Origin of the sequence: Streptomyces sp. NBC_00996, from assembly GCF_045162675.1 — a bacterium.
Taxonomy (GTDB): domain Bacteria; phylum Actinomycetota; class Actinomycetes; order Streptomycetales; family Streptomycetaceae; genus Streptomyces.
The window spans coordinates 4648725-4663216 of the sequence record NZ_CP108723.1; the positions used below are offsets into that span (position 1 = coordinate 4648725).

Annotated in this window: 10 protein-coding genes; 3 read left to right on the forward strand and 7 right to left on the reverse strand. The window is 68.9% G+C overall.

Going from position 1 to position 14492, the window contains the following annotated elements:
- Positions 1-79: 79 nt before the first annotated feature.
- The 6 genes from fxlM to OG390_RS21830 all read right to left on the reverse strand — a co-directional run bounded on the left by fxlM (position 80) and on the right by OG390_RS21830 (position 7854).
- The gene (fxlM, locus tag OG390_RS21805) at positions 80-2161 is read right to left on the reverse strand and encodes a methyltransferase, FxLD system (protein WP_406170282.1); all 2082 of its coding nucleotides are present in this window, start codon (positions 2159-2161) and stop codon (positions 80-82) included.
- Positions 2162-2182: 21 nt separating this feature from the next.
- Positions 2183-3457, reverse strand: coding sequence for a lanthionine synthetase C family protein (locus OG390_RS21810; RefSeq protein ID WP_406170284.1), 1275 nt, complete (start codon positions 3455-3457; stop codon positions 2183-2185).
- Positions 3454-6408 (reverse strand): lantibiotic dehydratase, encoded by a 2955-nt coding sequence (locus tag OG390_RS21815; protein WP_406170286.1) that lies wholly within the window; start codon positions 6406-6408, stop codon positions 3454-3456. Before OG390_RS21815 ends, OG390_RS21810 begins: the two co-directional genes overlap by 4 nt.
- A gap of 213 nt (positions 6409-6621) precedes the next feature.
- Positions 6622-6801, reverse strand: a complete 180-nt coding sequence (locus OG390_RS21820) for an FxLD family lanthipeptide (RefSeq protein ID WP_016825826.1) — start codon at positions 6799-6801, stop codon at positions 6622-6624.
- Positions 6802-6991: 190 nt separating this feature from the next.
- Positions 6992-7180 (reverse strand): hypothetical protein, encoded by a 189-nt coding sequence (locus tag OG390_RS21825; RefSeq protein WP_406170289.1) that lies wholly within the window; start codon positions 7178-7180, stop codon positions 6992-6994.
- Between the two features lie 227 nt (positions 7181-7407).
- A complete protein-coding gene (locus OG390_RS21830; protein WP_406170291.1) occupies positions 7408-7854 on the reverse strand; it encodes an ATP-binding protein in 447 nt (148 codons plus the stop codon).
- Positions 7855-8095: 241 nt separating this feature from the next.
- Between OG390_RS21830 and OG390_RS21835 the strand changes: the two genes are divergently transcribed.
- Together OG390_RS21835 and OG390_RS21840 are read left to right on the forward strand one after the other, a co-directional pair.
- Complete coding sequence (locus OG390_RS21835) at positions 8096-9379, forward strand: XRE family transcriptional regulator (protein ID WP_406170293.1); 1284 nt, start codon at positions 8096-8098, stop codon at positions 9377-9379.
- Positions 9376-9924: a GNAT family N-acetyltransferase gene (locus OG390_RS21840; RefSeq protein WP_406170295.1), complete on the forward strand. Its 549-nt coding sequence runs from the start codon at positions 9376-9378 to the stop codon at positions 9922-9924. The genes OG390_RS21835 and OG390_RS21840 overlap by 4 nt, the downstream gene beginning before the upstream one ends.
- Before the next feature lie 26 nt (positions 9925-9950).
- On the opposite strand, the gene OG390_RS21845 is transcribed toward OG390_RS21840, so the two are convergent.
- Entirely contained in the window at positions 9951-13166 is a 3216-nt protein-coding gene (locus OG390_RS21845; protein WP_406170297.1) for a hypothetical protein, read from the reverse strand.
- 335 nt (positions 13167-13501) lie between these two features.
- Between OG390_RS21845 and OG390_RS21850 the strand changes: the two genes are divergently transcribed.
- Complete coding sequence (locus tag OG390_RS21850) at positions 13502-14461, forward strand: hypothetical protein (protein WP_406170299.1); 960 nt, start codon at positions 13502-13504, stop codon at positions 14459-14461.
- Positions 14462-14492 lie beyond the last annotated feature (31 nt).

Below are 14492 nucleotides of genomic sequence, written 5' to 3' on the forward strand. Positions count from 1 at the left end.
AGGTCGAGAGTGAGGACTGCCGAGGCGACGGTGGCCGCCGACCGTGGGCCGGCGGGCACCGTCACGTCCATGTACGGCGTCAGCGCCAGTCGACGACGATGCGGCTCAGCGGGGTGTCGAGGGCGAAGAGGCCCGGGCGCTGCTCGATGGCGGGGGCGTCGAGGGGCTGGATCTCGAACGTGGCCTCGCGGTCGCGGTAGTCGCGGTCCCAGGCCCGGATGGCGTCAGCGACCTTCGCGGCCAGCTCGTCGCTGCCGGGGCCGTGGCCGATGACGCCGAACTCCCAGAGCTTGCCGCCCTCGGGGGTCTTTTCCTCCGACAGGCGCCGTGCCAGGTAGGTGACGGCGCCCTTGTCGACGGCCGCGGTCGATGAGGGATAGGGGTCCTCGGTGAGCAGAGTGCCCTTGGCGCTCTGGGGGAACAGCATCCGGATTAGACCGGAGGGGAGGGTGCAGGTGAGGAACAGTTCCATCCACTCCGGCGACTCCATGGCACGGACCGTCATGCCGGTCCACTCCTCGGTGCGCGGTTGATCCAGGACGGCAGTGAGGGCGTCGGCGTCGATGTGCTGGCCGGCGGGGGCCTGAAGCCGGACGGTGCTGTCCGTGCTGAGCGGGATGGCTCGGCGGTCATCGTCGGCGATGCCCTGTCGGAGCGGCATGAAGGTGTTCATCTTGCTGCCGAGGGAGACCCAACGGCTGTCACGCTGCTCGTAGGCGATGGATCGGGACACCGTGCCCTTGAGGCGCTGAGGGACGAGGAGCCGACCGCCGGGGGCGAGCTGCTGCAACCAGGCGTGCGGCACGCCGTGCGCGCCGACCGTGGCGATGATCCGGTCGTACGGCGCGCCTTCGGCGTAGCCGAGGGCTCCGTCGCGGGTCACGGCCTGGACGTTGGTGATCCCGGCTGCGGCAAGGTGCGCGCGGGCACCCTCCACGAGGTCCTCGTCCACGTCGAGGGTGGTCACGTGTCCGCTCTCGCCGACTAGGTGGGCGAGCAGACCGGCGTTGTAGCCGGTGCCGGCGCCGAGTTCGAGGATGCGCTCGCCGGGCTGGGCTTCGAGCTGGTCCAGCATGAGGGCGACGACGCCCGGCTGGGAGGCGCAGGAGATGGAGGTGCCGTCGGTGTCGTACTTGATGTGCACCGGTGCGTTGGCGTAGGCGTCTTCGAGCGATGCCTCGGGCACGAACACGTGGCGGGGCACGGTCCGCAACGCGGTCTCGACGGCGGGCGTGCGGGCGTGTCCGTCCGCGCGGAGCTGGTCGACAAGGGCGTTGCGGAGGCGCTCGGCGCCCGCCGTGGGGGTGGTGATCGTGTCGGTGTTCACCGCGCTGACGCTATCGATGTCGGCCGTTGCCTCGGTGGGCGACTCGGTGTGGTCACTCGTTCCCATGACTACCTCTCGTGCGATGTGGGACAGAGCGCTCTGGTCGTCCCGGAGGAGACCGGCGCGGTTGGCGTGGAAGATCACGTGGTGGGCGATGACGGCTCGCAGGCCGCGAGTGAGGGCGCCGCGGCCTGCGAGGTCGGCGAGCGTGGCACCGGCCCGTTCGAAGGCGGTCACCCATTCCTCGTGAGCGTGGAGTGGGCCACCCGGGTGGCAGAGGCTGTGGGCGTCGGCGGTCATGAGCTTGCGCATGGCCGGAGCCAGTTCGGCGGCTCGTTCGGGCGGTTGTTGAGCGGTGGCCGGTCGAAGGGCCGCGACCTTCGCCCATACGTCGCCCTGTTCGAACCAGTCGAGTCCAGCACCGAGCATCATGACGCTCGTCAGCAGGACGGCGGTCTCCCGGCGTCCCAGGTGCATCGGGCTCGTCTGGTAGGTGAGCAGGTGGCGGGAGTCGCTGTCGAAGAGTTCGTGGGCTGCGTCCATGGCCTCGGGTCCGCCGAACGTATCGGTCTCGGGCTCGTAGATGCCGGGCAGGCACGACACGGCCACGCCGTCGCCGATGAGATCGCTCAGGAGCGACTCAATGGCTGGTGAGGGCTTGTCGGCGAGGTAACGCAGCCGCCAGGGCTGCTTGTTCATGAACCACCAGCCGGTGAGCTGCCCGTCGGCCTCGGCCTCGATCAGGGCTGGGCCGAGGCGCTCGGCGATGGTGCGCCGGGCACTCTCGCGGTCGACGAAGGTGATGTTGTGCTGCTGCCAGCGGTCGGGAGGCATGGAGGTCCTTCGGTCGGTGGATCAAGCGATGAGGAGGCATGCGTCCCAGGCGGACCGGGGTGGTGCAGCGGTGCTGGGCGCGAGGAGGGCCAGGGCTATGCCGACGGCGCCGTCGAGTAGGCCGGGGCCGCTTTCCTCGTCCTGAATGAGCGCCGTGGCCATGAGTTGGGGGTCGGTGCCCGGCGGGGTGACCGCAGCCAGGAGGGCCGGGATCGCGGCGCGGAGTTGGCCCGCGGTCGAGGGGTGAGCGTCGTCGGCCGTACGCGCGGCAGCGTGGGCGAGGCCGGCGAACCCGTGGCAGAGGCCGTTGTCCGTCGTGGCCTTCAGCTGCTCGGGATCGGTGAGGGCGGCCACGAGCGCGTTCTCCGCGTCAATCTGGCGGCTGGCATCGCCGAGGGCAAGCGCGGCAAGTTGCTGGGCGCGGGCGAGCCCGGCGGTGCCGTAGCACCAGGACGGCCGCCTGGGGGCTGACGAGCCGAGACGCCCCCTGCGCAGCTCACCCTGAGTGACCCAGTACGGCCAGACCGGCCCGCCGTCGGCCTTCTCCTTCCAGCGGTCCAGCCAGGCCAGGATCGTGCGCAGCGCTGCGTGGTGCCCATCGGCGACGGAGCCGTTCCGAGCGGCGAGGGCCAGGAGCGTGAGCACACCGCCGATGCCGTGCGCCATACCGGTGTTGGCGTGCCCACCGGGGAATCGGTCGTCCGGGCTGCCCGAGGGCCCGGTCTTGGCCCACCAGCCCGGCAGGGTCTCACCATGGTGGGTGATCGGTTCGGTGAGGCGCACGCAGTAGTCGAGAACGGCGCGCATCGTGGAGCTGCCGGGGTTTCGGCGCAGTAGGTAGGCGCCGTATCCGGTGAGGCCCCGGATGGCGTCGAACTCGGCTAGCTGCGGCAGGCGTCCGGCGTCGATGCGGCGGTGTGCGGTGTCGAGACGGCGTCCGACGTCGACTGCGAGCTGTCTGTCCATCGCGTCGAGGACGCGCTGGTAGGAGTCGGGAAGGTGGTCGGCGGCGCAGCTCAGGGCGTGGGCGAAGGCGGGTACTCCGTAGAACGGGTGGCTGTCCGGGCCGCTGGTGAGCGGCTGCCGGGAGGCGGCGGCGATCCAGTCGTGGGCGCGCTGCCACGGGCCGAGGCCGTTCGCGGCCAGCTCGATGTGCAGGAGCGCGATTCCGGGCGGGCCGTAAGCAAGGTGCTGCCGGTTCGAGGACAGCGTCCCGGAGCCGAGGGGCGCGGTGTCGGGGTCGGCGAGCCGGGCGGCGATGGCGTCGACCAGGCCGAGCGCGGGATGGGCGGTCACGAAGCCCTCCCCCTGGTGCGGGCGGTCCAGGCCAGGGCGGCGGCGCGCGCCAAGTAGAGGCACACCTCTTCCTCCGGGAAGTTCACGGCGACGTGGCGCACGAAGTGGACGTGCAGCAGCGAGGTCAGGACATCGTCGACGGCGATGCCCTGGGTGTCCGGGCCGAGCAGATGCGGCCGGTACGCGGCGAGCGCCGTATCCCGGTCGGCCCATCCCGACACGATGGCGTCCCCGCCCGGGACACAGCGCAGCGCCGCCCAGTCGTCGCTCGGGTCGGCGAGCCGTACGGCGTCGGTGAACTGCGGGCGTGGAACGGGAGCGGGGGCTGTCGGCGGGATGTGGTCGATCAGCCACCGCATCCCGGCTGCGGTGATGCCGAGGAACGCGGAGGCGATGGCGACGGTGTGTGCCACCACCAGTGTGCGCGGTCCGGGGCGCTGTGGCTGCGCGAGCTGGGTCAGGATGGCCCGCGAGTCCGCCCGGAAGACCTCCTCGGCCGCCTTCCATGCGGTGCCGGAGCCCCAGCGGCCCATCTCCCGGTAGGAGGTGGGATAGCGCAGGTCGGCCAGCAGGCCGATGCTTCGTAGCTCGTCGGCCCAGGCACTCACCGTTCGGGCCGTGCCGGCAAAGGCTTCCGGGTCGGAGAGGGCGATGCGAACGCGGAGGTGTTGGTCCGGGTCGCGGAAGCGGATGAACCACCACGGCGGGTTGCCGAGCTGTTCGAGGAGACCGGGCAAGTGCCGGGAGAGCAGGACGTCTTGGCGGCGGGGGTCGCCGTACAGGGCGGCCAGAAGAACCGAAGAAGAGGCAGGCGTCTGCATCTGGGCCGCAGACAGGGCACGGGCCCGGCTGGGGGCTGGCAGTGGCGGCCATGCCGACGGCCCGGTTGCTTTGAGGGGCACTACGACGTCGTGGGCTCGCCTGCCGCACCAGCCGTACGCCTCCGGCTCCGGGGCCTCGACGAGCACGGCCAGGCGCGAGTGGTCGAGGTGTCTGCGCAGGAGCGCACGGTGGCCGGCCTCGTCGAGGTCGAGGAAGAGGCGCCGGTCGTCCTCTACGAGGTAGACGCGGCGCGGCAGCCTCCGCCGGGCACGCCAGTCGCTGAGCGCGGCGTCCCACTCAGCCCGAGGACGGGCATGGCCGGGCAGTTCGGACGCGTCCAGCCGCCAGCGCGCCGGGGCTAGCACGGTCCGGCCGTACCGCAGACGTGGAAGGAACGGCATCGCCGTTGCGGCGCCCCAGTCGAAGACGGTGACCTGCGCGCGCTGGGCGCGGGACAGTTCAATAAGGAACCGCACAAGCGGCGGGGTGTGGGTGCGGAGGTTCAGCGCGTGCATCCCGACGGCCTCCACGCGGTGTCCGCGCTCGGGGATGGCGAGGTACATGCGGCGACCGTCGCATCCCACAGCCAAGTCCTCCGGGGTGAGGACGGTGTCCTGCGGGGCGCGGTGCTCCTGAAGGCTGATCACAGTGGGCAGGACCTGTGGAGAGCGGCTGACGTGGGCGCTCTCGGGGAGCAGGGGCGGGAAAGAGAGCTGCGCGGGCATGGTGTTGCCGTCTGCGGCCGGGAGGTCGGCAAGCTCTGTGACCAGGACCTCCCGGTCGGCGGGGGCCAGCACGCTGAGGAATCGGCCCGTGGAGACCCCGGCGCCACGGGACACGCTCACGACCTCCAGCCGGAAGCGCCCCCGCTGCAACTCCTCCAGGCTGGCCGCGTGCACCCGCACCCCGATCTCCAGGTGCGGCGGCAATCGAGGCTCGTCAGGACCCACGTCCAGGGCCTCAATCTGTTCGTCCGTGAGGATCACTTCGTCACGGCCATCGAGCGCGGCGGCCTGAGCCAGTCGTACGAGGGCGTCATCCCGAGCGGAGACGCGGGGCCTGCGTACGCCGGCCGGAGCGCCTGGGTAGCCGTCGGGATAGCCGGTGCCGCTGTCCGCCACGGCCTCCGCGAGCGGCACCATCGTGCCGATGCCGTACCGTTCGTAGAACCGCTGGTGGTACTCGTTCCAGGCGGCGGTCCCGTATGGGCGGATGCTCAAGCGGGTCAGGATGAGAGCGGCGCGCTCGATCTCGCGGGCGACCGCTTCCGGCAGAACGATCTGCGCGTCCAGGCGGAGGTCCAGCGCGACGGGGTGGCGACGCAGGCCGGGGACGAGGTCTCGCATCCGCGCCGCGACACTGTCCCGGCCACCGTGCATGGCGCACTTCTCCAGGCCCGCCCGGACCGCGCGGAGTTCGCGTACGGTCTCCGCGACCGCGGCGAGGCTGCCAGCGTCGATCGCGTCGAGTTGGCCCACCAGATACCCGAGGGCGTCGGTCTCGGTGCTCGGAGAGTGCAGGCCCGTGATCAGTACCCGCCGCCGGATCAGCTCCGCCAGCAGTTGACGCGCCTTCTCGGAACCGGCCTCGGGGAACTCCGCCTGGAGCTTGTCCACGAGGGTGCCGAACCGGATCGGCAGTCGGGTCGCGGCAAGGACCGCGCGCACCGGTCCGGTCAGAGCCAGAGACGCCTCGACCGCGCGAGTCCGGTCGTCCTGGACGTCGGGCTGGAACGGCACGATGAGCCGGTCTCCCCGGTACGTCACGGTGTTGTTGATGACGACGGGCAGCCGTTCGAGGAGGTCCGGGCATGACTCCAACCGTGCGACCAGGGCCGCCAGCCACTCTGCCCCCGCGCGGCCGACGGCCACGTGCTCCTCGCCCCAGTCGGCCCGCGCCTGCGGGCCGAACTCCGCGGTGGCCACGCCGGCGAACAGGCCGAAGGGCGTCGCCCGGTGCAGGGCACGCAACAGGTAGCGGGCCACGGACAGCGTCGCGCCCTGCACATCTCGGAGGTCGGGGTGCTCAGCCGTACACAGGGCCCGTACCTGCGCGGCCAGGATCGGGCTGGAGTGCTGGAGTGCCTCGGCAACGTCCTTGTTCGCCCAGACCGCGCGTAGCCACGCCACGCGGGCAGACGCACCACTGGGCGAGCGGTCATCAAGGTCAGGGCATGGAGGAAACGGCAGCGAGGGCCGGGCCACGGCGCGCACGAGAGCAGTGGAACCGGTGCGGAACGCTGCAGGCGGAGCAACCACCAAGTACCTCCGTAGGTGATGGGGCGGGCGACTGGTGCCGCCGCGCGGAGGCGCGGCGGCACCAGACCGGGGTGACCTGGGGGGTCAGGCGACGTTGGTGGTGCAGGCGCCGCAGGTGGACCCGCAGTTGTCGTCGGTCAGGTTGACCAGGCCCGCCGGGTCGGCGATCTCGACGAGGGAGACGTCCAGGTCGAAGCCGTCCGATGCCCCAGGGATCTGCGGGCGCACTTCGGTGCGGCTGGGAACTACGGTGCTGCGCGTCATGCTTCAACTCCTCGTAATTGTTGTGGTGTTACTGGGCTGGAGCGCCCACCAGGTGCTGTCACGGGAGCGTTGCCGGATGGCTGCTCCCCGGACGGCTCCTGGCCGCCCGGCACGAGGGGACGTGCTCCGCGTAGGAAGGTCCTCGCGGGGTGCCTGCCTCACGCCGGGAAGTCGTGTGCCGGGAGTCTGATCAAGCGGACGTCGGCCGCCGCTCCATGAAGTAGGCGAGAGCCTGGGCCTTGAGGCGTTCGAGACACGGCTCGCACGCGTAGAAAGGGGCGTGCTGCCCGTCCCACTGCACCGGGCCGAGCCAGATCACCAGGACTCCCGTACGCCCACAGCCGAGCCAGCAATCACCGGTGATCCACGGCCACTCCATGGAAGAACGTCCCCTTTCTCAGCTCGTCGGGATGGTCGATCTGGCGGCTTGGCAGTTGAAAGCACAAGCCCAGAGCCGGAACGGAAGACCCCGGTGGCGTATCTCGCCCAGCCGTCGACCGCTCGCTCCCAGTGGGCGGGCGCAGAGGGCACAGTCCATGGCCATCTGCTGGCGGGGCCGGAGTCGGGCGAGGTCCGGAAGGGGCGAGGATGCCGTGGCCGGGATGCTCACTCGCCGCCCTCGGTGCGGAGTTCCGCCCAGACCTCTTTGCCCCAAGGGCGTCTGCCCGAGCCGTGCAGGTCGTAGCCCCAGCGGTCGGCGACAGCATCGACGAGGAGCAGCCCGCGCCCCGACTCGTCGTCGTCAGCCACCTGGCTGAGTATGGGCAGACGCGATGGTTCCTGATCCACGACCCCGACACGCAGTCGTGTCGCGCTCGGCCGCCCAACCGTGAGGCGGATCTCGGGACACGGAGTGTGCCTGGAGGCGTTCGCGATCAGCTCGGTGACGATCAGCGCCGCACGGTCGGCGAAGCCGTCGAGGTGCCACACACCGAGGACGTCTCGGACGAGTTCGCGGCCGATCTCGGCCGTGGGCGGCTCGCACGGGAAGGTCTGGCTGTACGTGGGGTGGCCGGCGGAGAGGGCCTCAACTGTTGTTCTCAGACTCGTCATTGGGGTGGAGCCTTCGTGTCGTCTCGGCGCCCGGCCCGCCCCCGCGGGGGAACCGCAGGGGCGGGCCGGGCCGTCAACAGCCGCCCGCACGGTGGGGCGCGGCGAGCGACCAGCACCTAGACAACTCCCTTTCCCAACAGGTTGGTTAGGACGTTCAGGCACTCAGCCGACGGACCCGCCTAGGACGTTTTGACCTCTCCTTTACCTGGCGGGTGAGGATCGCGCGGGCTACCGTGCCCGCATGGACACCACCCGCAACACCGTTCTTGAGGCGTGGATGACCGAACACGGCTACAGCTCCAACAGCCTCGCCGAGGCCGTGAACAGGGCCATTGAACGGTTGACCGGGCGCCCTGGAGGACTCGACGGCTCATCGGTCCGGGCATGGAAAGCGGGCCGGGTCACGTGGCCAAAGTCAGCTGCCCGCAAGGCACTTGAGGACGTCACCGGACTACCCGCCGTCGCTTTAGGGTTCGTGCCACGGGGCCGACCTTCGTCCACCCCAGCCCCACCGCAGCAGGAGGACCCCGACATGAAGCGCCGCACTCTCGTCGGCAGCATCGCGGCGGCTGCCGCCGCAGCAGCCGCACCCGGCACCGCATCGCCGCGCCGTATCGGCATGAGCGATGTCAACCGCCTGAACAAGCGCTTCGCCGAGATCATCGCCAGCGACCACCGCCACGGCGGACAACTCGGCATCGAGCAGCGGGCCGCCGCCCTCGCCGACGAGGCGCTCAATCTCCAGAACGCCGGCAGCGCCACCCAGCGCGTACGAAGCAACCTCTACGCCTCCGCAGCCGCCTTCCGCTCCTCCGCGATGTGGGCCGCCATCGACGGCCGACGCTACGACGTCGCCAAGGCGCACATGCGCGAGGCCCAGGCCCTCGCCGAGATGTCCGGCGACCAGGCGATCAAGTTCCGCATCTGGAGTCACGCGGGCACCATGTACCGCCACATGGGCCGACCGGCGGACGCGTTCGCCGCCAACGACGTCGCCCGCAACCTGCACCTCACACGCCGAGACCCGCTGTTCGCGTCCCTCGGCATGGCGCGCCAAGGCGCCATCCACGGCGCGGCACAGGACCGCACTGGCACCCGCCGCGCGTTCGATCAAGCCCAGGACGCCATGCTGCGCTCCGATCCCACCGACTACCGCCCGGTATGGATGCTCGCCTTCTACGACCAGGCCGAACTGGACTCCCTGGCCCTGTCAGCGCACTTGGCGCTCGGCGACTACTCGACCGCCGAGTACCACGCCCACCGCTGCCTGGCCGCCCTCCGGCCCCACATGATCCGGTCCCGGGCCATCACCACCACCCGGCTCGCACACGCCCAGCTGGCCCAGGGCGCCCCCGACGCCGCCACGGCCACCGCGATGAAAGTCCCCGCCGAAGCCGCCACCCAGCACGCCCGGGTCACACGCATGCTGCAGGAGTTCGGGGCCGCACTGCGCGCCACCGCGCCGGGCAGCTCCACCGTGCAGACCTGGACCGAGCACACCGCCAACTGGAGGATGGCCGCATGACCACGGCGCCCGCCATCGAACTGCGCACCTTCACCACCCTCGACACAGCCCGCGGCGACCTCCTCGACGTGTACGCCGACGTACGCGCCCCGCTCCTCCACCTGCCGAACTACGCGGTCACCGCGTTCGGCGAGCGTCTGGACCGGCACAGCACCGAGCCGGGGTTCACGGCCGTCCTCGCGTACGCGGAAGGACATCCGGTCGGCTACGCCTACGGCAACACCATCGAGCACGGCGACCGCTACTGGCAGCGCACCAGCCCGGCGCCGGCAGAGAAGTACACCGAATCTCCGGCCGTGGCCCTGAAGGAGATCGGCGTCCGACCGGCCTGGCGAAAGACCGGCACCGCCCGGCGTATCCATGACGCCCTCCTCGGCACACGCGACGAGCCATACGTCACGCTTATGGTCAACCCGGCCGCTGGAGACGGAAAGGTCTACGCGCTCTACAGGTCGTGGGGATACGAGGACATCGGACAGAGTCAACCGTCACCGACCTCCCCTGTCCTGACCGTGATGATCCGCTCCGTGAAGGACAGCAAGTGACCATCTAAGCCGGCTCCCAGAAGGCACTATCGGGCCGACGGGCGCCGTATGACGGCGGGATTCAGATCGGCAGCTTCGTCATACCCGAGTTCGATCAGCCTGGTCCGCAGTGCCGGGAAGTGTTCATCGGGACGGCCGGTACTCAGGGTGCGCAAGGCGCTGAGGGCCACCCGGCCGATGTGGTGCTGTTCCCACGGTTCGCCGCGACCCTGGAGCAGCAGGAGGATTCTGGTGCTGTCCCCTGGCATCGAGACGGTTTTACAGCGGTCGGCGACCTCGATGGCATAGTCGATCAACCCCTCAGTGATGATGAGAGTCCGGACGGTGAGCGGTGACCAGATGCTGTCCGGGAGGCCGGTGACGAAAGCCCATCGCCCAGTGCGGCGGAGGACTTCGACGGGCACGACATCGCGACTAGCGTCAGTCAGGGCCTGCCAGAACTGGACCGCCAGGGCAAGCTGAGGTGCGTCGGCGGGGCTGTCCTGCACCAGGAGCGCCATGTCCTCGGCGGCCCTGCTCAGGACGGCGGGTTCTTCGCGGAGTGCTGTGATGATCGCGTCAATGTCATAGCCTGGTGCGCCTTCCAGGGTCCCGATAAGCAGGCTCGCGACCGCGTTGTCGGTGCCCCGCAGTGCCGCAGCGATGATGTCGTCGCGCAAAGTCCGATGCAACCACGGTGTGGTGTACCGAGCGTATTTGAGCGTGAGATCCACGGTGGCCAGCCCAATGTCGTCGGCGCGGAACAATGTGTCGACCCGTCGGTCGAGCCAGTCCTGGGCAATGAGTTCCAGACGTGGGCGCTGCGACGCCAGGATCGCCCGGTACTCCATGCCGACCGGGCCATCTACGTGGACGAGGTTGTCGAGGGTGTCGAGGAACTGTGGCCGAATCGCTCTCATGTTGCGGTGTTCCCAGTGGGCGAGAGAGAGCACAGCCTGCAGCCCTCGTCCGCGTGGAGCGTTGATCGCCCGATGGAGAGGGTCGCCCATTGTGGAAATGTCGGTGCCTGGCGGCGACTCGAGGGCGGCCAGTGCCCAGGACCATGCGGTGTCAAGGTGCTCGGCGAAGGGCGCTTCGTGATCGGCCAGCGCGGTGATCAGTTCGACATTGGCGGTTTCGACACGATGCCAATCGGGCTCAAAGTCGAAATTATCATTGCCGAGAACTGTCGGTGTCCACCTCTCAGTCATGGCGAGGCGGGCCGCGGTGATGATCTCCCCGGTTCGGGGAAGGATGTCGGCTGCTCTTCCAGCGAGAGCATCGAGGTAGTGCAGCACATAGACGGGTTCGCGCAGCGTCTCAACCATCATGACCGCATCTGCCGTCCACTTCTGGGGCTCTGCAGCAACGACGCTCTGGAGGACGCGGGCGAGTTCGCGAGCGCCAATCATCCGTCGGTCGCTGTCGGCGTCAGGGCGCCATCCGGCAACCAAACGGGCAGCATCGAGTGCGGGCAGAGCCGCCAACTCCTCCATGCTGTAAGCCGATTGTCCCCACGTCGCGTAAGAGGTGGGAATCCTGCGGCCGAATGCCTCGGGGCCTATCTGACCGTGTCGGGCAGAAACCGATGCAATCGGATCCTGCCACCGTGTGAGCAAGTACCCAGGAAGGATCGCCGACCATCGCCAAGCTCTGGCCCAGTCCTGTGGCAGCAAGGCAGGGTCGGCAGGTGGGTCCGAGGGTGATCCGAGCGCGTCGGTCCACACGGCGAGCTGGGCTGGGTCCGGGTTGGCGGCAAGCACCGCGTCGACGAGGTCTTGGTCGTCACCTGTGGCCCTCTGTGACGCCAGGCGGCGCGTCACATGTTCGATCTTGTCCTGGACCGGGATGTCATCGGCCAGTGCCAGAACGCGGCATGTGAGGCGTTCGCCGACTTCGCCAGGGATCTCGGTGAACCAGTCGAGCAGCCGCCGGCTCGGCACACCGAGCGCGTGTGCACGAACCAAGATCCGCGCGAGGTAGTGAGAGACCACGACTAGGAAGTAGCGGTCGTCCTCGCCGAGGTCCGAGGTGAGCCTAGCGATGTCCGGAACGAACCAGTCGGCGGCGGGCTCCTGTGCGTCATGCCGCAGCTTGGCCGCAACCATCCGGGTTCGCTTCTCAGCGTTGTTCGGGGTCATTCCGGATACCAACTGGTCCAGCAGCAACCGGTAGTAGTAGCTGTCGTGGTCCTGAGGGCCGCCGTTGAGCACGACGTTGCCGACGCGCTCGACGATCGGGGCTGTAGGGTCGGCCCGCTTGACCACGCTGGCCGCGAGCGAACGCACGGAGCCGTTGTCCGGGTGGGCAGTGGTGACATCGCCGACGATCGTGTGGCCGTTGGGGCCAAGTTGCGTCGCCAGGATAAGCAGCTTGAACCGGGCCTCCAACCGTTGCTTGACCGGCAGGCGCTTGCAGTCCGCCAGCAGTTGCTGCGCCAACCCGGCGACCTCTGCAGGCTTCGTGCGGCCGAGCCCGTCCAGCAGGCCGACCACCGGCCACGGCCCCTCGCCGTCTGGTACTGGCACCACACCAGCCTGGTACAAGGGAGCCAGCCAGGCTGAATCAACCAGCGAGGCGAAGAACATCCGGAGGTGGTGCGGGTTCGACGCCAACTCCCGCAAACGGTCGATCTGGCCAAGCCCTCGCCACGTTTCTGCGGCCAACTCCCGAAGCGCTAGCACGACGGTGTCCGGCGGCGTGAACATACGGACGAACCACGCCAGCGTCCTCTGATAGAGCTCAGTAACAGAGTCCAGCGCCGTCTCTCGGTGCAGTCCCTGACTCGCTGTCCTGCGGAGACGCTTGTACTCCACGACCGGATCGAGGCCACCAAAGAGAGGGTCTACGCCGGACTTGTCACGAAAGTAGCCGAGCAGCTTGGCCTCGTGGTAGGAGTTGCGGTCCTGCCTCTCTGCCGCGCTCCGCACCACCGTGCCGAACATCTCCAGTGAAGCAGTGTCGTCGTTACCGGGCTGAGCCCGCTCGCGCTCAAACTGCTTCCACGCTTCGATGACCGCAGGCAATCCTCCCGGGACAGGAGTACGTCCGGTCACCACCGCTTCCAGCGCCTCGCGCAGGTTGTACGCAGCGCTCTCCGCGAACCGCAGTCCAGTCTCGTCGTGCACCGCCTGCGCGATCAGAACAGCCGCGGTCCGCAGCGCCGCCACGGCCTTCCTGCCCCGGTCAGACAGCTCAGCCACAACTCGTTCGGCCACTTCCGCCGGCAAGTCGAGCAACGAACCATCGGCATCCTCAGTCATAGCCACAACTCAGTCTCCCAAGCAACACGCCAGTGGCCCTCTGCATCGGCGGGATCCTGTGCGATCCGCGCACCGCGTCTACGAGGCATGCCCCGATTCATGATGATCATTGCAGCCCCAGAGTGTGCAGCCTCCGACAGCCCAGGGGCGGTGTTGACGGTCCTACATTGGCTGCCCTCAGCCCCCAGCAGCATCACACACTGCTGCACCCCCGGGACGGAGGCTTCAACGACGACCGCCATTCCGACCGCAGCATCGAACATCCCAGCAGATCCTCTACCCATTGCCGCGGGCCAAGGTCAGCGGCTCGGCGCCAAGCCGAGGTGCTGCCGCAGATGGCTCTGAGCGGCTGGGCGGCCCTGCTCGGCAGCTCTGAAATCCTGCACGCAGGGTTCCAACTCGGCCAGAATAGGCCAATGGTGCTGGCGAGGCAGGATCAAGCGATCCTGGATTTGATCTATGGCTTGGTTTACCCCGAGGGGGCCTGGCCCACGTATCGCACGGTGGACCTGCACATGGACCGATCTCTGGGCATCAGTGACACGCAGGCGGCCTTGCTATCTATTCCTGATCGGTTGCTAATGCAGCCGTGGCGGATGGCCAGGTTCTACGACGACGACGAGGTGCGCCTGACCCTCCGCGGCATCGACGCCTGCCAGGGCGGCCACCAAGACCTCGACTCTTTGGCTGCATTCCTCGCCTGGGTGTGCGAACAGGAGCTTGGTACGCCCGTCGACAAATCGGATCTGACGGTCACCAGTCGCGAGTATGCCGAGGTTCTCGGTCTGGACCTGGGCCCCTTGCCCGATCCGCAGGACCCGCAGTCTGCGGATGCGGGGCCGGTTTCCCCGGACGCAGCGGCGGCCCGAGTGAAGATGACACGCATCCGAGTCCTGGGGATGCTCGTGCCCAGCTTCTGGCAGTCAGCGGGATACTCCCATGCAGGTTCCTGGGACTGGACGTTCTCCATCGACCGGCGTCGGCTGCGGCGTTACCGTGGCCTGCGCACTGGCACCGACCTTCTTTCGCTTGAGGATGAAATCCAGCGCGACACAGAATCCCCACCGACGCAGCCGCCACCTGCGGAGACCGTGGATACCGCGGACGTTACGGTCGCCGCGCAGGACACCGCCTCGGCCAGTGAGGACGCGGCTGTTGCGATTCGTCAAGGGTCCCACGAGACGCTGCTATCGGTGCTGAGAGACGATGTCGTTGAACTGTGCACCGAAGCTGCCAGCCAAGGGCGTTACGACGACGCGATCTTCGATGCCTTCCGTCATGTCGAAGAACAGTGAGGGGCCACGAAGTTTCCGGACAGGGACCCAA

Coding starts and splice junctions, on each gene's coding strand:
- fxlM (WP_406170282.1), bottom strand. CDS start 2,161: ATGCCTCCCGACCGCTGGCAGCAGCACAACATCACCTTCGTCGACCGC.
- OG390_RS21820 (WP_016825826.1), bottom strand. CDS start 6,801: ATGACGCGCAGCACCGTAGTTCCCAGCCGCACCGAAGTGCGCCCGCAG.
- OG390_RS21825 (WP_406170289.1), bottom strand. CDS start 7,180: ATGGAGTGGCCGTGGATCACCGGTGATTGCTGGCTCGGCTGTGGGCGT.
- OG390_RS21830 (WP_406170291.1), bottom strand. CDS start 7,854: ATGACGAGTCTGAGAACAACAGTTGAGGCCCTCTCCGCCGGCCACCCC.
- OG390_RS21835 (WP_406170293.1), top strand. CDS start 8,096: ATGGACACCACCCGCAACACCGTTCTTGAGGCGTGGATGACCGAACAC.
- OG390_RS21840 (WP_406170295.1), top strand. CDS start 9,376: ATGACCACGGCGCCCGCCATCGAACTGCGCACCTTCACCACCCTCGAC.
- OG390_RS21845 (WP_406170297.1), bottom strand. CDS start 13,166: ATGACTGAGGATGCCGATGGTTCGTTGCTCGACTTGCCGGCGGAAGTG.
- OG390_RS21850 (WP_406170299.1), top strand. CDS start 13,502: ATGGCTCTGAGCGGCTGGGCGGCCCTGCTCGGCAGCTCTGAAATCCTG.